Below are 20660 nucleotides of genomic sequence, written 5' to 3'. Positions count from 1 at the left end.
TCCGGGCCGTTGACCGGTGCTCCGGTGGGGCGGTACTTTCCGACATGGTTAGGAAACTTTCCTAACCATCGGCCGCCGCCCTTGCCCCGGAGGACCCATGCGTCTCGGAACAGCGGCGGTCGCGGTGCTGGCCGCGGTCGTGTCAGTGAGCTGCCCACCCGCCGCGGCGGCGACCACCCCGCGGATCCGGGTGGACCAGGTCGGCTACTCGACCGGCGAAACCAAGGCCGCCTACCTGATGGGCACCACGGCGAACGCTGGGGCCGCGTTCACCGTCATCGACCCCGTGGGCCGGTCGGTGCTGACCGGCAAGGTCGGCGCCGGCACCGGGAAGTGGAGCGCGGCCTACCCGGCCGTCTACCCGATCGACCTCTCCGCGGTCCGGACAGCCGGCACCTACCGGATCAAGGTGGGGGACACTGTCTCGCCGAGCTTCAAGGTCGACACCGCGAGCGCCCTTTTCGCCCCGCTCGTCGAGGACACGGTGAAGTTCTTCCAGCTGCAGCGGGACGGCTCGGACGTCGTCCCCGGCCCCATGAACCGCAAGGCGAGCCACCTCACCGACCGGACGGCCGCGGTCTACGACGTGCCGAAGTTCGACGACGAGACCATCACGGGCAAGCTGACGAAGACGGGCGCCACCGTCGACGTCTCGGGCGGCTGGTTCGACGCGGGTGACTTCCTGAAGTTCACCGCGACCACCTCCTACACGGTGGCCAACCTGCTGCTGTCCCAGCGGTCCCACCCGAGCGCGTCGCTCGCCGCGGAGGCGCGGTTCGGCCTCGACTACCTCGACAAGATGTGGGACGCCGAACACGGTGTCCTCTACGCGCAGGTCGGTATCGGCGTCGGCAGCGCGAAGGACGGTTTTGTCGGCGACCACGAAGTGTGGCGGCTGCCGGAAGCCGACGACGCGCTCGACGTCAAGGCCGGCGACCCGGACTACTTCATCAAGTACCGTCCGGTGTTCGCGGCGAACAAGCCCGGCGCGAAGATCAGCCCGAACCTGGCCGGGCGCGTCGCCGCGACGTTCGCAATGGCGGCCCAGAACCTGGCGGCCACGGACCGGGCGAAGGCCACGCAGTACCTGACGACGGCGGCGGCGATCTACGCGCGCGCCAACACCGGCGGCGGCAGCATCGTCTCGGTCTTCCCGCACGGGTACTACCCGGAGTCGTCGTACCTCGACGACCTGGAGCTGGGCGCGACCGAACTGTCCCTGGCGGCCAAGGCACTCGGCGACAGCCGCGCCGCCGGCTGGGCGACCGATGCCGGGAAATACGCCAAGTCCTACCTCGCCAGTGGTGACCAGGACTCGCTCAACCTCTACGACGTCAGTGCCCTCGCCCACGCCGACCTGGTCGGCCTGCTGCGGCAGGCGGGGACGCCGAAACTGGCCGTGACCGAGGCCCAGCTGACCGCCGACCTGGCCCGCCAGCTGGCCGGCGGCACGGCGCAGGCGGCCAAGAGCCCGTTCCGCACCGGCGTCCCGGTTTCGCAGGGCGACGGCGCCACCCACGCGTTCGGCCTGCTGACCACGGCGCTGCTGTACGGCCGGCTGACCGGCAAGCACGACTACGACGCCTTCGCCACCCAGCAACGCGGGTACCTCCTGGGCTCGAACGCGTGGGGCATCTCGATGATGATCGGCGAAGGCAGCACCTGGCCGAAGTGCGTGCACAACCAGGTCGCCAACCTCGCGGGCAGCCTCACCGGCTCCGGCACGGTCGCGGTCGGCGGCGTGGCCAACGGCCCGACCGGCGCCGGCCAGTTCGACACGATCGACCCGCTGCCCGACGGCTACCGGGACTGCAGCGACCCGTCGTACAAGACGTACGACTCGACGACGTCGCGCTACCTGGACAACATCCTGACGTGGGCGACCAACGAGCCGGCTGACGACTACACCGCGACCGGCACGCTCGCCCTCAGCCTGACCGCGGCCGGCTGAGGATCAGCGCGCGGTCACGGTGTTCCAGCGCGACGGCGGCAGCACGATCAGGCGCACCTTGCCGATGACGTCCGAGACGGGCACGGTGCCGTTGACACCGCCACCACCTTGGCAGCGCGAATCGCACGAGTTCCCGCGGTTGTCGCCCATCACCCAGAGCCGGCCCGCGGGGACGGTGACCGGGCCGAACGTCTGCCCTGGGCTGTCGGCGGGGAGCGGGCGGACGTACGGCTCGTCGAGCGGCTTGCCGTCCACCAGGACGTGGCCCTGGGGATCACAGCACTGCACGGTCTGCCCGCCGACGGCGATAACCCGCTTGACGAAGTCGCGCTCGTCCGGCGGGGCGAAGCCGACCAGCGACCCGGCTTCGCGCAGCGCCTTGGTGACGAAGTTCGCCGGTTCCGGCGGGGCGATCTCGTTCTCGGTCCACGACTGCGGGCCCCGGAACACGATGACGTCGCCGAGGGAGGGGCCGGTGAAGTCGTAGGTGACGCGGTCGACCAGCACCCGGTCGCCGAAGCAGCCGGTGCAGCCGTGCAACGTGGTCTCCATCGACTCCGACGGGATCAGGAAGACCTTGGCGACGAACTGCTGGATGAGGATGGTCAGCACCAGCGCGACCACGAGCAGGATCGGCAGCTCCTGCCAGAACGGCCGCTTCTTGCGCGCGCGGCGCCGCCCGGCCGGGGCCGGGTGGTCCCCGTGCTCTCCAGGTGCATCGGCGGCGGGGTCGGGAGAATCGGAGTCGGCCACGGCACCAGGCTACTGATCATGGTGCCGGGTCGCCTCAGCTGATGACCAGGCGAGTGATCAGGCCGTCGCTGATCCGGATCTCGAACGTCCCGTCGCCGTTGAACCGCCGGCTGGTCACGGTGAGGTCGACCAGGTAGTCACCCTCGGCCGCACCCGGGCGGACGCCGCGGAGCTCGAACTGCGCGCCGACACCGATGTTGTCGGTGGAGTTCCAGCTCGCGGCGCCGTCCTTCCCGCGGAACTCGCGGCCCCAGTCGTTGAGGTAGGCGTCCTCGCCGAAGGTGTCGACGAACGCGGCGTCGTCCCCGCGGTTGGTGGCGTCGATCATCCGCTGGACGGCGGGCGGCACGGCGGTGTCGGTCATGTCGCCCATCCTTCCCCGATCCGCGGGTGCGCGCGAACCGTGGCGCCGCCCCCACCGGGAGCGGCGCCACGGGTGGCGCGTCAGGCCAGGGTGAGGCCGTAGGCGGAGAGCTCCCGGGTCAGCGGGTAGAAGTAGCTGACCGTGGTGTTCCCGCCGGACAGGGTGCCGAGACCCTTGGAGCCGTCGTACGCCGGGCCGCCGGAGTCACCGTGGTCGGTGTGGGCGGTGGTGCCGAACTCGTGGTTGAGGACCCCGACGTCGAAGTTGACCGACTGGTCGACCGACGTCACCTGGCCGGTGCCGCCGCCGGTGGTCGAGCCCTGCTTCGAGATGCGCTCGCCGACCTTCGGCGCGGCCGCGCTGGTGATGGCCTGGCCGGTGTTGATGCGGCCGGGGCCGGTGCCGTTCGGGCGGGTCAGCAGACCGGAGTCCGCGCCCGGGCAGTCGCTTTCGACGACCCGGGCGCCGCTGACGTCGCCGCCGCTCCAGGTGCCGCCGAGGTTGGTGCAGTGCCCGGCGGTCAGCAGGTACGGGGTGCTGCCGCGCTTGACGTTGAAGCCGAGCGAGCACCGGCCCTGGCTGTTCTGGATCGCGTCGCCGTCGGCGATGTACAGCTCCAGCTTGCCCGTCTGGTACTCGACGCGGGCGCTGTCGCCGTACTGCTTCGCGGCGGTGGTGACCTTGTCCGCGGTGGCCTTCGTGGCGGCCGAGAAGATGGTCACCACGACCTGGTTGGTGGAAGTGTCGATGCCCCAGGCGGTCTGCGGCACGTTGCGGACGTTGTCCAGGGCCTCCTTGACGCCGGTCAGGGCGGCGAAGGTGTGCGCGACCTTCTTGGCGGTGAGCCCGGCCGCTTCGACCTTCTTGGCGTCGGCGTCGGTCGTCACGTTGACGATCGCCTTGCCGTTGTCGAGGTAGTAACCGCCCGACGCGGCGCCCAGCGCGTCGGTCACCTGGTCGGCCTGCGCCATGGCGTTGCTCTGCGCGAGCGTGAACGCGGCTTCGGCCGACAGCGGCGCGGCGTGGGCGGCCGGCACGCACAGCGCGCACGCCAGCGCGGCCGAGGCGAACGCGGTGAAGCCGGCGAGTTTCTTCCGGGAAGTCATCAAAATCCTCCGGGACGTCTTGGGGGAGAAGACTGGCGAGAGGGGAGTGCCACGGTGGGACACCGCGAGACGATCCAGCTTCCGCGAGGGCCGCACCACCGACGAAGGTTTGTTTCCCACCGAACGGTCAGTGGTAAATCCCCCAAACAGGACATGGTGGGTAAAAACCGCACGGAAACGTCCGACGAAAGTCGGCCAGGCCCGCGCCGGGTCACGCTCGGGGTGAGCCGCTTGGCCTGCCGCAGCACGGGTTCCCGCTCGAGGCCAGCCCGGCGATCACGCGTGGGCCGTTGGTGACGACCGCGGTCAGAGCCGCCGGGCCAGCCGGAAGACGCGGGCGAACACCCCGGTCCCGGTGAGCACCGACGCGCCGTTGGTGTCGCCCATCGTCGGGCCGTTGTGGAACTTGCGGCTGGAGACGAACCGCGGCTGCCCGGCCGAATCCAGGCCGAGGTAGATGCCGGAGTGGTCGAGCACCGGGCCGTCTTCGGGGTCCAGGTCGAACAGCAGCAGGTCGCCGGGCAGCAGCCGGGCGAGCTCGGCCGCCGGCGGCGCGGCGCCGGTGTCGGGGACGACGACCGTGCCCGGCCCGGCGGTCGCGATGTCCCCGACCTGCCGGGGCAGACGCCCGGGCGCCGGCTCCCGCCCGAGCGGGTAGCCGGCCCGGTAGCCGAACACCATCCTCAGGAACCCGCTGCAGTCCAAGGCGTCCTTGTGCACGGGGTCCGGCTCCTGCACCACACCGTCGTCGTAGGTCCAGGGCACCCCGAGGTAGTCGACGAAGTCCGAGCCGGTGACCCGCTTGCCGCCGACCATCGGCCCGAAGAAGGCGCGGCCGGCATAGCGGACCCCGGCGCCGGTGACCAGGTCCGGGGTGTCCCGGCGGTACTGCATCGCGAGGTCGAGGACGTCGGGACCGTCGTCGGGCAGGCTGCCCGCCAGGGTGTTCGCGAGCCACGCGCCCAGCTCGCCGTCGGTTTCCCCGCCGAGGTGCCAGGCCCGCGGCGCGAGGCGGACCCGGTCCTGAGTGGACACGGTGGCGGTGGTGGCCGCCGGCTCGGCGAACGTCCGGGCGGGGCCGCGGAAGACGGCCGTCCGGGCGCCGTCGGTCAGGGTCGCGACGGTGTCGCCGGCGCTGTTCACGACGAGGGTGCGTGCCGGGTCCGCGGCACGCTCGTAGTGGTACGCGGGCGGAGCCGCCTGAGCCGGCAGTCCGATCAGGATGGTCATCGCGGCGACGGTCAGTGACAGCAAGGGTTTCATGGTTGCGGCTCGGCTTTCAGTCCACTGAAGACGGCGTTCGCGGGAGTGTCACCCGGGTTGCGGACGTAGTCGTAGGGAGCCCATTCGGGCGGCAGCCCGGCGACCGCCCGCCATTCGACGAGCTCCAGGTCGTCGACGTCGACGAGCCCGGTTCCGGGGCCCGCCCCGGCATAGAGCAGGGCCATGTTCGCCTGGACGCCGTCGCGGTCGAGGTCGGCGGGGGAGAGGTCGGCGGAGATCTCGTGCCAGGCGCCGTCGGCCGGAACCGCGAAGGTGCGGTCCACCGTGCGCAGGAGCCGGGAGTCCGGGGCTTCGGTCGGATCGCTGTCGTCGAAGTGGTAGGCCGCGACCCGCAGCAACGCCGTGGTCCCGGCCGGCATCCGCACCCGGGCGCGGACGCCGTAGGTGGGCTCGGGGTCCAGCGGGGCGCCGTCCGGCGCCTGCTCCCGGTGCCGGGGCAGGGTGACCCGCGCGACCGGGTGCGCCGGCCGGCCGCCGGCCCGCAGGTAGCCGGTCGCGCCGAGGGCGCCAGCCCCGACGACCGGCCCGGCGCTCGCGGGCCAGTGCGTCGCCCCGCTCGCGACCCCGTCGGCGGTGTTGTCTTCGAAGTGCCCCCAGCCGAACAGGTCGCGCCCGACCGCCAGGCCCGGCGGTCCGCCGGGGTCCGGGCGCACGAGCCCGCCGCCCGGGACGGACGCGTCGCCGTGCGCCGGAACCGTGACCGCGACCCGCTGTTCGGGGGGCGGGTCGGCGGTGATCCGCGCGGTGCCGTGGTCGAACCGGAACTGCGCCGGGCGGGAGTCCGCGTCCCGTGTCATCGGCGTGGTCACGACGCTCCGGTCCTTCGCGCGCTGGGTCTGCGCGTCCCGCAGGCCGGCGGCCCAGACGCCGTTCACCGTGCGCCGGGCCGCGGCGCCGGTGGCGACCGCGGGCCGGTAGCCGTCGATCTCGACCGGCACGAGCCGCGCTTCGACGAGCTGGCTGCCTTCCCAGACCGTGCGCAGGAAAGCGCTGGAGAAGGTGGCGAGGAAGTCCTGGTCGAAGACGAAGTTGCCCATGCTGTAGGCGATCAGGTGCCCCTTGTACCACTCCATTCCCTGCAGGACGTGCGGGTGGTGGCAGATGACGATGTCCGCGCCCGCGTCGATCGCGGCGCGGGCCATGTCCCGCGCCGGTTTCGCCGAGGCGGTCTGGAACTGGAACCCGGAGTGCAGCTGGACGATCGTGAGCCCGCGTTTCGCGGCGGTGATCTCGCCGGGGGACGTCGCCGGGTCCCAGGGCGCCGGGCCGCTGTGCCCGCGTCCGGCCACCCAGTCCTGCAGCTCGGGGTAGACGCGGGTGAGCGAAGTCCACATCGGACCGGATTCGGCCGCCGTCAGCTTCGGCTCGAGTTTTTGGTACAGGCGCCAGGCGTCGCCGATGGTCCGGGCGGCGTCGGGCACCCGCGAGCCGAACCGCCAGTGGCGGAGCTCGTGCTGCCAGGCCTCGGCGTCGGCACCGGCGTGAGGATAGCTGTTGTTGACGAAGCTGCCGTCCACACTGGTGTAGGACAGCATCGTCACGTCCGTGCCGCGCACCTGCGTGTGGTACGCCGGTTGCGGCCGGTCGCCGTCGGCGAGCCCGACGATCGGGAAACCCGCCGAGGTCAGGGTCTTCGTGGTGTCGGCCACCCCGGTGTCCTGCAGGTCGCGGGTGTGGTTGTTGGCCAGCGACGGGACGTCGACGCCGAGCCGTTTGAGCCCTTCGGTCGTGGCGGGCGGTGACTGGAGGATGAACCGCTTGCCCGGGTACGAAGCTTCCGGCGGGGCGGCGCTGACGACCGTCTCCAGGTTGACCGTGCGCAGGTCGCCGAGCCGGAACGCGGGCGCCACGGCCGCGACGACGTCCGCCGCGCCCCGGGCGGCGTCGGCGCCGGGGATCAGCGGGGTGCCGGGGGCGTCCTGGTAACGGCGGCCGAACATGACGTCACCCGCGGAGTGCACGGCGAAGCGCTTTCCGCCGTGGTCGGACAGCAGCCGCACGGGCACGGTGCGGCCGACGTCCGCCAGTCCGAGCGGGACGGGTTCGGCGAGGAACCCGGGGGCGGACACCACGGCGAGCGCGGGGCCGCTGCCGAGTGGCACCCGGGCGAGACCCGTACTCGAAGCCCGTCCGGTAGCGCCGTCGGCGGCGACGGTGGCCGCGACCGGCGCACCGGCCTCGTCGGTGACGGAGACTGTCGCGGTCGGAGCGTCGGGAGTGCTGGACTGGCCCGTGTCCTCGAAGCTCAAGTACAGGACGGCCGCCGAAACGACCACAGCCAATAAGAAGGCGCCAAACGTCTTCACGTGATTCCCACCGCTGCGCTCCACCCGCTCGACGTTGATGAGGGGACAACTCCACTGAGTCCAGTGCGCTGCGGCAGGCGAGCACTCGATGCCTCTGTTGTAACTCATTCACGAGATGCTTGTCCAGCTCTCGGGCCGAGTTAGTTAAAGAACTTTACGAACAAAACCCCGGACCTGCCGGCGGGGGTGTCCCGCCGGCAGGTCCGGGCTCAGGCTTGCGTCAGAAGCCCATGCGGCACCCGGACAGGATGATCTCCTGGCCCAGCAGCGTCACCACGCGGACCGAGTACTGCGCGAGCTGGCCGTTCGGACCCACGACCGTCTGGTTGGCGTAGACCGTGGCCACCCCGGGGATCCCGATGGTGATCGGCGCGGTGCCGATGATCTGGCCGTTGATCTTGCCGACCCGCGACGAGCCGGACAGGCCCTGCTCGTTCGCGACGCAGCTCGTCTCGACGTCCGTGACGCTGATCAGCCCGCCGAGCAGGCTGGCCCCGGACACCGTCGCCGAAGCGTTGGTGCGCCCGGTGTTCACGTCCAGCGAGCACTGCGCGTGCAGCGCGTCCACGCTCGCGAGGCCGAGCACGTTCACCGACGCCGTGGTCTTGTCCGAGCTCGGCGGGCAGCCGGCCAGCGGTGTCTTCGCGACGGTGACCAGCCCGGACGCGCTGAGCGCCCACGCCTCCGCGTTGACGAACGTGACGACCTTGACCGTGGCCGTCCCGATCCCGCCGTCGTCATCGGTGACCTTCACCGTGACCGGGTGCGCGCCGATGCCGGTGTAGGCGTGCGACGCGGTGCAGGTGCCCGAACCCGCGCCCTGCGCGACCGTCCCCGCGGCGACGGGGCTGCCGTCACCGAAGTCGACCGTGCAGGTGTGCGTGTCGTGCTTCCCGGCGTCGGTGAACGGCGCCGTGAAGGTCACCGGCGTGCCCCGGGTGACGTTCGCCCCGTCGGCCGGCGCGGTGATCGTCACGACCGGCGCGACGTTGGCCAAGGTGAGCGTTGTGGTCTTGACGACGTCCGGGTGGAGGCCGTCGTTCGCGCTCAGGGTGAGCGTGAAGACCCCGTCGTCGTCACAGGTGACCGTTGTCGTCAGCGCGGCCGGGTTGCCGAACGCGCACGTCGTCCCACTGTCCACTCCGGACTGTGGGGCGACGCTCCAGTGCGTCGTGGACGGCGGGCCGTCGGGGTCGGTGACCACGCCGGTGAGCGCCACCGCGCTGCCCTCGTTCCCGGTGTACGGACCGCCGGTGCCGACGACCGGCGGGTCGTTGACGATGATCCGCACGGTCGCGGTGCCCACGCCGCCGTCGTCGTCGGTCACCTTGACCGTGATCGTGTACGTCCCCGAGACGGTGTACGCGTGCGACGCCGTGCAGGCGCCCTGCGCGATCGTGCCGGTGACAACCGGGCTGCCGTCCGCGTAGTCCACTGTGCAGGTGTGCGTGTCGTGCTTGCCCGCGTCAGTGAACGGCGCGGTGACGGCCACCGGAGCGTCGTGCCCGAACACCTTGTCGGTCGTGGGCGCGGTGATGCCCACGACCGGCGCGACGTTGCCCAACGTGAGCGTGGTCGTCTGGAGGACCGCCGGGTGCAGGCCGTCGTTCCCGCTCAGGGTGAGCGTGAAGACGCCGTCGTCGTCACACGTCACGGTGGTGGCGAGCGCGTCGGCGTTGCCGAAGACGCACGCCGTCCCACTGTCCACTCCGGACTGTGGCGTGATGCTCCAGTGCGTCGTGGACGGCGGGCCGTCGGGATCGACGATCGTCCCGCTGATCGCCACAGCGGCGCCTTCGTTGCCGGTGTACGGACCGCCGGGCACCACCACGGGCGGGTCGTTGACGATGATCTTGGCCACGGCGGTCGCGGAACCGCCATCATCGTCGGTGACCTTCACCAGCACGTTGTACGTGCCGGAAACCGGGTAGCCGTGCGAAGCGGTGCAGGTGCCCGAACCCGGGCCCTGCGCGACCGTGCCGGTGACGATCGGGCTGCCGTCGGCGTAGTCCACCGTGCAGGTGTGCGTGTCGTGCGTCGAGACGTCCGTGAACGGCGCGGTGACGCCCACCGGAGCGTTGTGGGCGAAGACCGTGTTGTCCGCCGGCGCGGAGATCGTCACGTGCGGGGCGACGTTGCTCAGCGTGAGCGTCGTCGTCTTGACGACCGGCGCGGCGATGCCGTCGGACGCCGTCAGGGTGAGCGTCCAGACGCCGTCGTCGTCGCAGGTGACGGTGGTGGACAGCGCGTCGGCGTTGCCGAGCGTGCAGGCCGCGCCCGGATCGACGCCCGAGTCGGGCGCGATCGTCCAGTGCGTCGTCAGGCTCGGCCCGTCGGGGTCGGTGACGGTGCCCGCGATCTCGACCGCGGTGCCCTCCTGGCCGGAGTACGGGCCGCCCGCGGTGACCACCGGCGCGGCGTTGACCACTACGTGGGTCACGGCCGTGCCGGTAGCGCCGTCGTCGTCGGTGACCCGCGCGGTGATGGTGCGGGTGCCCGAAGCCGGGTAGCTGTGGCTCGCCTGGCAGGTGGCGCCGGTGATCGTGCCGGGCACCGGCGGGCCGCCGTCACCGAAGTCGACGGCGCAGGTGTGCGTGTCGTGGGCGCCCGCGTCCGAGAACGGCGCGGTGACCGCGACCGGGGTCCCGGGGCTCACCTTGGCGCCATCGGCCGGCGCGGTGATCGTGACGGCCGGGGCGACGTTGGCCACTGTCACCGTAGTCGTCTTCACGACCGGCGGGTTGACGCCGTCGTCCGCCGTCAGCGTCAGGGTGAAGACGCCGTCGTCGTTGCAGGTCACCGTGGTGGACAGCGCGTTCGCGTTGCCGAAGGCGCACACGGTGCCCGGGTCGACGCCGGAGGACGGCGCGATGGTCCAGGTCGTGGCGACGCCGGGGGTGTCCGGGTCGGTCGCGGTGCCCGTGATCGGCACGGCCGAGCCCTCGTTGCCGGTGTACGGGCCGCCCGCGGAGACCACCGGCGGTCCGTTGATGACCACGTGGGTGCAGTCGGTGACCGCGCCCGCGCCGCCGCCGTCGGTGCCGGCCGCGGTGACGCACAGCTCGTGCCGTCCCGCGCCGAGCGCCGGGGTGGCGACGGTGAAGTTCACCGACGCGGGGCCGGTCTGCGGCAGGCCCGGTGTCACGTTGGTGACCGGGATCGCGCCGCCGCCGTCGACCTTCAGGGTCAGGCCGGTCAGCTTCGCGCTGATCAGGCCGGGCACCACGTTGGGCAGGTTCGCCGGGTCGGGCACCTCGGTGCAGGTGCCGTGGGTGAGGTCGGCGATCGCCTGCAGGCTGGCGTTGTAGCTGGTGCCGGCACAGCTCGAACCCGCGCCCACGGCGAAGGTGTAGTAGGTGACGTCCGCCGGGACCGCGCCCGCGGCCGGCCGCACGTCGCCGGTGGCGACGCCGTCCGACATGAACACCACGATCTTGCGGGCTTCGGTCTGGGCGTTGGTGACGGTGGTCGCGGAGCCGATGCCCGCGATGTAGTTCGTGCCGGTGCCGACGCTCTTCGGGGTGAACTGCCCGACACCGCCGATGGCCGCCGAGTTCAGCACCTCGTCGACGTCCCGGGTGCCGTTGGTGTTGGCGTCGGTGGCCGGGCCGGTGAGCAGCTGCTCACCGGCGGCGGGACCGACGTCCGCGGCGGCCGCGTTCGAGCCGAACACGGCGGCGCCGACGTGCCCGACGACCGTGTTCGGGCCCGCGGCATTGGTGTTGAGGTTCTTGCCCGCGATGATTTCGCAGCCGAGCACAGTGGTGGTCGAGCAGCTCGACGCCGTGCTGCCGGAGACGTCCAGCACGTAGGTCAGCGCGGTGTCCTTGACCGCGACGCCGGTCCCGATCGCCGCCGTTCCGGTGACCGTCGCCGGGCCGGGCGGGAGAACGGTGTTTTCGGCGGGCCCGGTGACGTCCACCGAGATGCTCGTCCCGCCCGGGAGGTTTCCGTCAACGGCGTTCGCCGGAACGGTGCTCGCGAGCAAACCCGCGATTCCCGTCAGCCCGGCGGCCGCCCATAGTCTGGGTTTCATGTGTTTTCCACTCTTTCACTGGGGATGATGCAGTGTGAAAATCGCGTGAAAGAGACAGGCGGTTACTGGGCTGATTCAGTGAGTCACGCTGTGAAATGGTCACGGAAAGCAGGCGATGACTAGTTCACCGGTCTGGCCGCTTCAGCAACCGGAAGAGCTACACAGACATGGGTTTCCTCGGTATAGAAATGCATTGAGTGCACGCTGTTTCCCGGCCGATTCCGGATCAGACGGTGAGGACGAGCTTGCCCTGGAGGTGACCGCCGTCGTCTCCTGCACGTGGACCCGCAACCGGCCCTGCGCGGCCAGGTCGGCGAGACCGCGCAGGGCGACCGGGTCCGGGTCGACCGCGATGCCGCTGAAGCGCTTCCCGGCTGCCTCGAACTCGGCGGCCAGCTCGGTCTCCTCCTCGGCGACCGCCGTCACCAGGTGCCCGCCCGGCCGGAGCACCCCGAGCGACCGCTCGACCACGTCGTCCGCGCCGAGACTCTCGACGAACTCCCGTTTGCCCGGCCCGGCGGTCGTGATCACGTACGCGCCCAGCGCTTTCGCGATCTGGATCGCGACGTGGCCGACCCCGCCACCGCCGCCGTGGACCAGGACGCGGTCGACCTCGGTCACGCCGCCGAGGTCGACGAGGCCCTGCCAGGCCGTCAGCCCGGCGATCGGCAGCGCCGCCGCCTCGGAGTGCGAGAGCGACGCCGGCTTGCGGGCCAGGTGCAACGCCGGAGCCGCGACGACTTCGGCGTACGCGTTCGCCACCCGCGGGAACAACGGCATCCCGAAAACCTCGTCGCGGGGCCGGAACCGCCACGTCCGCGGCGCGTCCTCGACCACCCCGCTGATGTCCCAGCCGAGGACGAACGGCGGGGTGCCGAGCAGCGGGAACTCGCCGGCGGTGCTGGAGGCACTCGAAGTACGCTCTCCCGGGAACCCTGCGAACCTGTCGACGAGGACGTGAGGAGGGTCGCGATGGGACAGCCCGCGACCAGGCAGCCGGCCGTGGTGGTCGGAGGCTTCTCCTACCTCGAGTGCCCGAGATGGCACGACGGCCGGTTGTGGGTTTCGGACTTCTACACCGAAAAGGTCGTCGCGGTCGACAGCGCCGGTGGCACCGAGGTCATCGCGGAAGTCCCCGGACAGCCGTCGGGCCTCGGCTTCCTGCCCGACGGGCGTCTGCTCATCGTGTCGATGCGGGACCACCGCCTCCTCGTGCGTGACGCGTCGGGCCGGCTGGACGAGCACGCCGACCTCTCGGGTGTGGTGACCGGCGCGCTCAACGACATGGTCGTCGACGACCGGGGCCGCGCCTGGGTCGGCAACTTCGGCTTCGACCTGATGGGCGGCGCACCCTTGCGCTACACCACGCTGACCCGCGTCGACGCCGACGGAAGCGTCAGTGTCGCCGCCGAAGACCTCGGGTTCCCCAACGGCATGGTGATCCTGCCCGGCGGGGTGCTGGTCGTCGCCGAGACCTTCGCCGGCCGGCTGACCGCCTTCGACATCGGCGAGGACGGCGAGCTGATCGGGCGCCGCGTCTGGGCGCAGTTCGGCGAGACTCCGCGGACCGACAACGTCGAGGAAGCGGTGCAGCAGCTCGAAGTGGCCCCCGACGGCATCTGCGCCGACGCCGAGGGCGCGATCTGGGTCGCCGACGCCGTCCACAACCGAGTCCTCCGGGTCGAGGAGGGCGGCCGGATCCTCGACGAGATCAACGCCGGCACCGGGGTTTTCGCCTGCATGCTCGGCGGTGACGACGGCCGCAAGCTGTTCCTCTGCGCGGCACCGTCCTTTCCGGAGCACGAACGCCGTCCGGTCCGGGAGGCCCAGCTGCTCGCGGTCGACGTCGAGGTCCCGCACACTGGCCTGCCCTGAACCGACCGAGCGGCGGCACCTCACGGTCCACTCCGGACAGCCGTGCGGGCCCGGCGTCCGGTCCGAATTGGAGCGGTTTCTCGACGCGGCGACCCCCTGAACCGGGGAAGTCATCCTAGAATCCGACCGAGATCCGGACCGGGTGACCTGGGGGCGCAGTGAGCGAAGTCAAGGTGTTGGTGGCGGGCGCGAGCATCGCGGGGCCCGCGTTGGCCCACTGGCTGCGCCGGCGCGGGGCCGAGGTGACCGTGGTGGAGCGGGCGCCCGAGCTGCGTCCCGGCGGGCAGGCGGTGGACGCGCGCGGCGTGACCAGGGAGGTCATCCGGCGGATGGGCCTGGACGCGCCGATCCGCGCGGCCCGGACCGAAACCGCCGGCGCGCACAACGTCGACGCGGACGGGAACGTGCTGGAGACCTTCAGCGCCGAGGACGACGGCGGCGACGGCTACATCTCCGAAATCGAGATCCTGCGCGGCGACCTGTCCCAGGTCCTCTACGACGACACCCGCGACGGTGTCGAGTACGTCTTCGGCGACCGGATCACCGAGCTCACCCAGGACGCGGACGGCGTCGACGTGGTCTTCGCGAGCGGCGACCGGCGCCGCTTCGACCTCGTGTTCGGCGCGGACGGCCTGCACTCGGCGCTGCGGGCGATGGTCTTCGGGCCGCACGAGCAGTTCGTCCGCCACCTCGGGCACGTGCTGGCCTTCTACAGCGTGCCCAACGAGTTCGGGCTGGACCGCTGGCTGCTCGAGCACCAGGAGCCCGGGCGCTCCGCCATGCTGCGGCCCATCGGCGACGCGACGCGGGCGATGGCCATGTTCTCGTTCGTCTCACCCGACTTCGCCGTCGACTACCGCGACATCGAGGGCCAGAAGACTCTGCTGCGCGAGCGGGTGGCCGGCCTCGGCTGGCTGACCCCGCGCATCCTCGAGCACCTGGACGACACCCCGGACTTCTACCTCGACCAGGTCGCCCAGGTGCTGATGGACCGCTGGTCGAGCGGCCGGGTGGGCCTGTTCGGGGACGCGGCGTTCAGCTCGTCGCCGCTGTCCGGGCAGGGCACCGGCCTGGCCCTGGTCGGCGCCTACCTGCTGGCCGGCGAGCTGGCCGCCGCCGGGTGGGACCCCGAGCCCGCGTTCGCCGCGTTCGAGGCGCGGATGCGCCCGTTCGTCGAAGCCAACCAGGAGATCGGGCGGCTGCACGCGGCCATGCGCGGTGCCCCCGGTTCGGACCCGGCGGCCGAGCCGGCCGCGGAACCCGACATGGAGGCGATGATGGCGCTCGCCGAACGCGCGATCAACGGCGTCGAGCTGCCCGACTACGCCGATGTGCCGGACTCCGGGGCGCGGGTCACCTCGTAGCGGTTCACCGCTGGGCGGCCAGCACGGCCGCGAGGCCTTCTCGCAGGTCGTCGACGAAGTACCCGGGAACTTCCAGCGACGGGAAGTGCCCGCCGGCTTCGGGTGCCCGCCACCGGACGATCTGCCGGTACCGTTCCCGCGCCCAGGGGCGCGGGTACTTCTCGATGTCGCGGGGGTACACGGTGATCGCCGCCGGGACGTCGACGCGGAGCTCGGGGTCGAGCGAGTTGTGGCTTTCGTAGTAGATGCGGGCCGCCGACGCGCCGGTCCGCGTCAGCCAGTAGAGGGTGACGTCGTCGAGGACGCGGTCCCGGGAGATCGTCTCGAACGGGCTGTCCCGGGTGTCGGACCACTCGGCGAACTTGTCGAGGATCCAGGCGAGCAGCCCGACCGGTGAGTCGACGAGCGAGTAGCCGATGGTCTGCGGCCGGGTCGCCTGCTGCTTCGCGTAGGCCGCACGGTGGTGCCAGAAGTCGTGCGTCTCCTCGGTCCACCGGCGCTCGGTCGCGGTCAGCCCGTCCGTGCTCAGCCCGGGCGGTCCTTCCGCGAACGTGGTGTGGATGCCGAGGACGTGGTCCGGGAACCGGCCGCCGAGCACGGTGGTGATGTTGCCGCCCCAGTCACCGCCGTGGGCCGCGAACCGGTCGTAGCCGAGCCGCCGCATCAGCTCCACCCAGGCGGCCGCGATCTTTTCGGTTCCCCACCCGGTGGTGGCCGGCTTGTCGCTGTAGCCGAAGCCGGGGAGCGACGGCGCCACGACGTGGAACGCGGGCGCGCCGGCGTCTCGCGGATCCGCCAGGTCCTCCACGACGTCGACGAACTCGGCGACACTGCCCGGCCAGCCGTGCGTCATGAGCAGGGGAGTGGCGTCCGCCCGCGGCGACCGGCGGTGCAGGAAGTGGATTCCCAGGCCGTCGATCGTCGTGCGGAACTGGCCGATCCGGTCGAGACGCTCTTCGAACGAGCGCCAGTCGTACCCGGTGCGCCAGTAGTCCACGACCTCGGCGAGGTCGGCGAGCGGGACGCCCTGGTCCCACCGGCCGGGGCCGCGGACCGTCTCGGCTTCCGGCAGCCGCGCGGCGGCCAGCCGTGCGCGCAGATCCTCGAGGTCGGCTTCGGGGGTGTGGGCTGCGAAAACTTCGACGTTGCTGGGCATGAGACCTCCTCGGCCATCGGTGAACCGGCTTAGACGGTTCTAGCAGGCCGACACGGCGTGACGCAACCGGCTAAGGTGGTTCCATGCGTGGTGGGTTCCCCGACTTTCGCCTCGGCAGCGTGCTGGCGACCAGCTTCACGGCGACGTTGACGGAGCGGTGTGGCGACGCCGTCGAGCGCATTCCCGTGCCGCAGCGGCTGGTCGACTGGCTGGCGGTGAGCGGTCTCGCGGTGGACTCCTGCACCGACGCCCAGTTCGCCCTCGCCCGGGAGCTGCGGGAGGCGGTGCACGCCGTCGCGACCGCGGCCGCGACCCAGGACCCGCTTCCCGCGTCCGCCGTGCAGGTCGTCAACGACCGCAGCGTGCAGGGCCGCGCCGCGGCGATCCTGACGCCCGAAGGCGAGCGGCGCTGGCGGCTCAGCTCGGCGTCCTGTGTGGAGGACGCCCTCGGCGTGATCGCCGCGGACGCGATCAGCATCGTCTCGGGCGAACGGGACGGGAAGCTGGCCCTGTGCGCGTCACCGACCTGCCGGGCCGCGTTCTTCGACACCAGCCAGAGCCGCACCCGCCGGTGGTGCGACATGAACACGTGCGGGAACCGGCAGAAGAAAGCCCGCTTCACCGCCAACCAGCGCAAGAACGCCAAGTCACCCGAGTGAGCCGCCCCGTGCGACGATCGGGGGGAACCCGGACCGGACGAAGGAGCGCCTGACCTTGCCCTTGGTGCACGCTCTGTGGTCCCCGGGCCGGGGTCTGCTGCTCTGGGCGGAACACGACCGGGGCCCGGCCGGGACGTCGAGCCGGTCGGCGCACATCGCGCTGCCGCATCCGTTCGCCGTCTCCAGCGCGAACCTGACCGCCCTGCACCCCGGCAAGCCCACTTCGGCGACCCTGCTGCTGCCGTCGCGGGCGAACCGGCCGCTCGCCTCCGCCGAGGCGACGGCGGGCGGCAAGCGGCGTGGCCCGGCGCCGGTGCTGCGGCCGTGGTCGGTGCCCGCGCTGGTCGTGGACGCGGCCGAGCTGGACGACCTCGACGACTCGGCCACCTACGGCGCCTCGGTCACCTACCTGCGGGCGGTGGCCCGCCTGGCCGCGGATCTCGTGCGGCGCGGGCGGGTGCTGCCCACGCTGGTCCGCCAGGGTGACGCGGCCGAGGCGCGGTGGCGCCCGGTGCTGCAGGGTGTCGACTTCGTCGCGTTCGACGCCCTGGTCGCGGCCATGCCGCCGGTCGGGCGGGCCGAGCAGGTGGCGCCGCTCACCGGGGGCTCGCCGCGTGCGCTGGTCACCGATGCCCTCCACACGCTGGTCGACACGGCGGTCCGGGACCGGCTGGGACGCGCGGATCCGCCCGTCGACCTGCACACGAGCCGGGGCCCGGCCGGGGCTTGGCTATCCGCCTTGCAGGGCGGCGCTGCCCGCGTCGAGCTGCCGCTGGACGAGCTCCGCGTGCTGGCCGACGCCGTCGCGAAGTGGGACGAGGTCGCCGACACCGACGTCGTCGACGGCCGGGCGTGCTTCCGGCTGGCCGAGGTCGGCACCCTGCGGCAGCAGGACGCGGACGACCCCGACGACCAGACCGGCGACAGCACCAAGTGGCAGCTGCAGTTCCTCCTGCGGGCCACCGCCGATGCCAGCCTGCTGCTGTCGGCCGGGCAGATCTGGTCGGGCGAGGCGACCGGGCTGGTCCGGGACCCGAAAGGGCTGTTCGTCGCCGAACTGGGCCGGGCCGCGCTGGTGGAGCCGATGCTGGCGCCGGCCCTGCGCCGCACGCAGCCGTCCGAGTACGACCTGAGCGTCGAGGAAGCCGAACAGTTCCTGACCGAGGGCGCGACGCGGCTGGTCGAGGCCGGTTTCGAAGTGCAGTTGCCGGCCACCTGGGACGGCCGGCGCCGGCTCGGGCTGCGGCTCTCCGTCCACAGCACGCCGTCCGAGCAGGTCCTGGCCCGCAGCCGGGTGGGCCGCGACGAGCTGGGCGCGTTCCGCTGGTCGATCGCGGTCGGCGACGACGAGATCGGCGAGGAAGAGCTGGCCCGGCTCGTCGCCGCGAAGTCGCCGCTGGTGCGGCTGCGGGGCCGGTGGATCAGCGTCGACGCCGATCGCCTGCGCGCCGGTCTCGAATACCTGCGCCGCGACCCGCACCGGCAGAGCCTTCGTCCCACCGCGGCCGAGCTGCTGGAGCTCGTCCACCTCGGGTCGGCGGCGCCGCTGCCGGTCGTCTACGTCAGCGCCGACGGCTGGGTCGGCGACATCCTGGCCGACCGGGTCCACCAGCGCCTGCGGCCGGTCGAGCTGCCGCCGTCGTTCCGCGCCACGCTGCGCCCTTACCAGCAGCGGGGCGTCGCCTGGCTGGTGTTCATGGCGGAGCTGGGGCTCGGTGCGTGCCTGGCCGACGACATGGGCCTCGGCAAGACCGTTCAGACGCTGGCGCTCGAGGCGATCGAGCGTGCCGGAGACGATCGCGGGCCGACGCTGGTGCTGTGCCCGATGTCGCTGGTCGGCATGTGGCAGCGGGAGGCGGCGAACTTCGCCCCCGGCTTGCGTGTCCTCGCCCACCACGGCAGCGAACGCGCCCACGGGGACGCGCTCGCCGAGCAGGTCGCCGCGGCGGACCTCGTCGTCACGACCTACCCCACCGCCGCCCGTGACGCCGACGAGCTCGAGACGTTCGCTTGGCGGCGTCTGGTGCTCGATGAAGCGCACGCGATCAAGAACGCCGACACCGCGACGGCCAAGGCGGTCCGGCGGTTCCCCGCCGGGCACCGGCTCGCGCTGACCGGCACCCCGGTGGAGAACCGGCTGGCGGACCTCTGGTCCGTGTTGGACCTGCTCAACCCGGGGCTGCTCGGCACCAGGTTCGAGTTCCGGCAACGGTTCGCGGCCCCGATCGAACGCGGCGGCGACACCGCCGTGGCCGCCGAGCTGCGCCGGCTCACGCAGCCGTACCTGCTGCGCCGGGTGAAGACGGACCCCGCAATCGTCCCCGAGCTCCCGGAAAAGATCGAAATCCGGCAGGAATACCGGCTCACCCGCGAACAGGGCACGCTGTACAGCGCGATCGTCGACGAAATGATGAAGAAGATCGAAGACAGCCACGGCATCAAACGCCGCGGCAACGTCCTCGCCGCGATCACCAAACTCAAGCAGGTCTGCAACCACCCCGCGCACCTGCTGCACGACGGTTCCCCGATCGGGCAGCGGTCCGGCAAGGTCAGCCGTCTCGAAGAGATCCTGGCCGAAATCCTGGCGTCGGGTGATCGGGTCCTGTGCTTCACGCAGTACACGGAGTTCGGGCACCTGCTGGTGCCCCATTTGTCGGACCGGCTCGGCGCCGAAGTCGCGTTTCTCCACGGCGGCTTGGCCAAAGGGGCGCGAGACACGATCGTCGAACGCTTCCAGTCCGGCGACGGACCGCGGATCCTGTTGCTCTCGCTCAAAGCGGGCGGCTCCGGGCTCACGCTGACCGCCGCCGGTCAGGTTTTGCACCTGGACCGCTGGTGGAACCCGGCCGTGGAGAACCAGGCCACCGACCGGGCGTTCCGGATCGGGCAGGGACGGACCGTCCAGGTCCGGAAGTTCGTCTGCCCGGGCACGATCGAGGAGCGCATCGACACCCTGATCACGAAAAAACGCGCGCTCGCCGGAATGGTCGTCGGCGAGGGCGAAAGCTGGCTCACCGAACTGTCCACCGACGCGCTGCGCGAGACGTTCACCCTGGGGGAGGAGGCGATCGATGACTGAGCCACTCCCGTGGTGGGCGACCCGGTTCATCCGGGCGTTGACCGCGCTCGGCGTCCTCCTCCCGGCGCCCGGCCGCGGGCGCGTCGTGTCCTTGGCGGCCGGCGCCGGGCGCGTCGACGCCGAAGTGGCGGACGGCGTCCCTTACCGGGTCCGCATCGGCCTGACGGCGTTCGGCAAGGCGGACTGGGCGGCGATCACCCATGCCCTGGCGGCAAAAGCGTCGGTCACGGTCCAGCTGCTCAGGGGCGAGCTGCCCCAGGAGGTCGAACAGACCTTCAAAGCGGTCCGGCTGCCGTTGTTCCCGTCTTCGGCGCGGGAGGTGTCGCTCGACTGCACCTGCCCCGACGCCGAGGTGCCGTGCGGCCACCTGAACGCCGTGTTCTCGGCGCTCGTGGCGCGGGTGGGCGAGGATCCGTTCACTCTTCTCGCGCTGCGCGGCCGGGACCGCGAAACGCTGCTGGAGGAGCTGAAGAACCGGCTCATCTCCGCCGAGCCGCTCGACCCGGACGACCGGTCGCCGGCCCTGACCGAGGTCATGGACACCTTCTTCGACTGCGGTCCGGCCCCGGGCCTGGGCGGCGCGGCGCCGCTGCACGTGCCGCGGACGCCGTCCGACGCGCTCCTGGACCAGGCCCCGCCGTTCGCGGTCACGGCGGGCGGCGAAGACGTCACCGAGCTGCTCCGGCCGGTGTACGAGGCGCTCGCCGGAGAGCCCGGCAGCTGACCT

At 71.9% G+C, this 20660-nt stretch carries 13 protein-coding genes and 1 pseudogene; 6 read left to right on the top strand and 8 right to left on the bottom strand.

Annotated features, from left to right (window positions below):
* Nucleotides 1-97 precede the first annotated feature (97 nt).
* A complete protein-coding gene (locus ACZ63E_RS17745) occupies nucleotides 98-1951 on the top strand; it encodes a glycoside hydrolase family 9 protein (protein WP_465337065.1) in 1854 nt (617 codons plus the stop codon).
* 3 nt (nucleotides 1952-1954) lie between these two features.
* Here ACZ63E_RS17745 and lepB read toward each other — a convergent pair whose 3' ends face one another.
* The 7 genes and pseudogenes from lepB to ACZ63E_RS17710 all read right to left on the bottom strand — a co-directional run.
* On the bottom strand, nucleotides 1955-2704 hold the full coding sequence (lepB, locus tag ACZ63E_RS17740; RefSeq protein WP_465337064.1) for a signal peptidase I: 750 nt from the start codon (nucleotides 2702-2704) through the stop codon (nucleotides 1955-1957).
* 34 nt (nucleotides 2705-2738) lie between these two features.
* On the bottom strand, nucleotides 2739-3068 hold the full coding sequence (locus tag ACZ63E_RS17735; protein ID WP_465337063.1) for a nuclear transport factor 2 family protein: 330 nt from the start codon (nucleotides 3066-3068) through the stop codon (nucleotides 2739-2741).
* Nucleotides 3069-3148: 80 nt separating this feature from the next.
* Nucleotides 3149-4174: a S1 family peptidase gene (locus ACZ63E_RS17730; protein WP_465337062.1), complete on the bottom strand. Its 1026-nt coding sequence runs from the start codon at nucleotides 4172-4174 to the stop codon at nucleotides 3149-3151.
* A gap of 306 nt (nucleotides 4175-4480) precedes the next feature.
* Complete coding sequence (locus ACZ63E_RS17725) at nucleotides 4481-5404, bottom strand: NlpC/P60 family protein (protein WP_465337061.1); 924 nt, start codon at nucleotides 5402-5404, stop codon at nucleotides 4481-4483.
* A 29-nt stretch (nucleotides 5405-5433) separates the two neighbouring features.
* Nucleotides 5434-7764 (bottom strand): CapA family protein, encoded by a 2331-nt coding sequence (locus ACZ63E_RS17720; protein WP_465337060.1) that lies wholly within the window; start codon nucleotides 7762-7764, stop codon nucleotides 5434-5436.
* Nucleotides 7765-7984: 220 nt separating this feature from the next.
* A complete protein-coding gene (locus ACZ63E_RS17715; RefSeq protein WP_465337058.1) occupies nucleotides 7985-11800 on the bottom strand; it encodes a PKD domain-containing protein in 3816 nt (1271 codons plus the stop codon).
* Nucleotides 11801-12026: 226 nt separating this feature from the next.
* Nucleotides 12027-12697: pseudogene (locus ACZ63E_RS17710) on the bottom strand (zinc-binding dehydrogenase); the annotation flags it as partial.
* A gap of 75 nt (nucleotides 12698-12772) precedes the next feature.
* Between ACZ63E_RS17710 and ACZ63E_RS17705 the strand changes: the two are divergent.
* Together ACZ63E_RS17705 and ACZ63E_RS17700 are read left to right on the top strand one after the other, a co-directional pair.
* The gene (locus tag ACZ63E_RS17705) at nucleotides 12773-13675 is read left to right on the top strand and encodes an SMP-30/gluconolactonase/LRE family protein (protein WP_465337056.1); all 903 of its coding nucleotides are present in this window, start codon (nucleotides 12773-12775) and stop codon (nucleotides 13673-13675) included.
* 158 nt (nucleotides 13676-13833) lie between these two features.
* The gene (locus ACZ63E_RS17700) at nucleotides 13834-15039 is read left to right on the top strand and encodes an FAD-dependent monooxygenase (RefSeq protein WP_465337055.1); all 1206 of its coding nucleotides are present in this window, start codon (nucleotides 13834-13836) and stop codon (nucleotides 15037-15039) included.
* Nucleotides 15040-15043: 4 nt separating this feature from the next.
* Here the strand turns inward: ACZ63E_RS17700 and ACZ63E_RS17695 are convergent, their stop codons facing one another.
* Nucleotides 15044-16195 carry an epoxide hydrolase family protein gene (locus ACZ63E_RS17695; protein WP_465337054.1) on the bottom strand — a complete coding sequence of 384 codons (1152 nt, stop codon included), beginning with the start codon at nucleotides 16193-16195 and terminating at the stop codon, nucleotides 15044-15046.
* Nucleotides 16196-16278: 83 nt separating this feature from the next.
* Between ACZ63E_RS17695 and ACZ63E_RS17690 the strand changes: the two genes are divergently transcribed.
* The 3 genes from ACZ63E_RS17690 to ACZ63E_RS17680 are packed head-to-tail and all read left to right on the top strand — an operon-like array spanning nucleotide 16279 to nucleotide 20657.
* Nucleotides 16279-16854 carry a CGNR zinc finger domain-containing protein gene (locus ACZ63E_RS17690; RefSeq protein ID WP_465337052.1) on the top strand — a complete coding sequence of 192 codons (576 nt, stop codon included), beginning with the start codon at nucleotides 16279-16281 and terminating at the stop codon, nucleotides 16852-16854.
* Nucleotides 16855-16909: 55 nt separating this feature from the next.
* Nucleotides 16910-19933 (top strand): DEAD/DEAH box helicase, encoded by a 3024-nt coding sequence (locus ACZ63E_RS17685; protein WP_465337051.1) that lies wholly within the window; start codon nucleotides 16910-16912, stop codon nucleotides 19931-19933.
* Nucleotides 19926-20657 (top strand): SWIM zinc finger family protein, encoded by a 732-nt coding sequence (locus ACZ63E_RS17680; RefSeq protein WP_465337050.1) that lies wholly within the window; start codon nucleotides 19926-19928, stop codon nucleotides 20655-20657. The genes ACZ63E_RS17685 and ACZ63E_RS17680 overlap by 8 nt, the downstream gene beginning before the upstream one ends.
* Nucleotides 20658-20660 lie beyond the last annotated feature (3 nt).

This window comes from Amycolatopsis sp. NPDC104819, from assembly GCF_055583145.1.
Note: the sequence above shows the minus strand (reverse complement) of the source record. Positions and strands in the feature narration are given on the sequence as shown.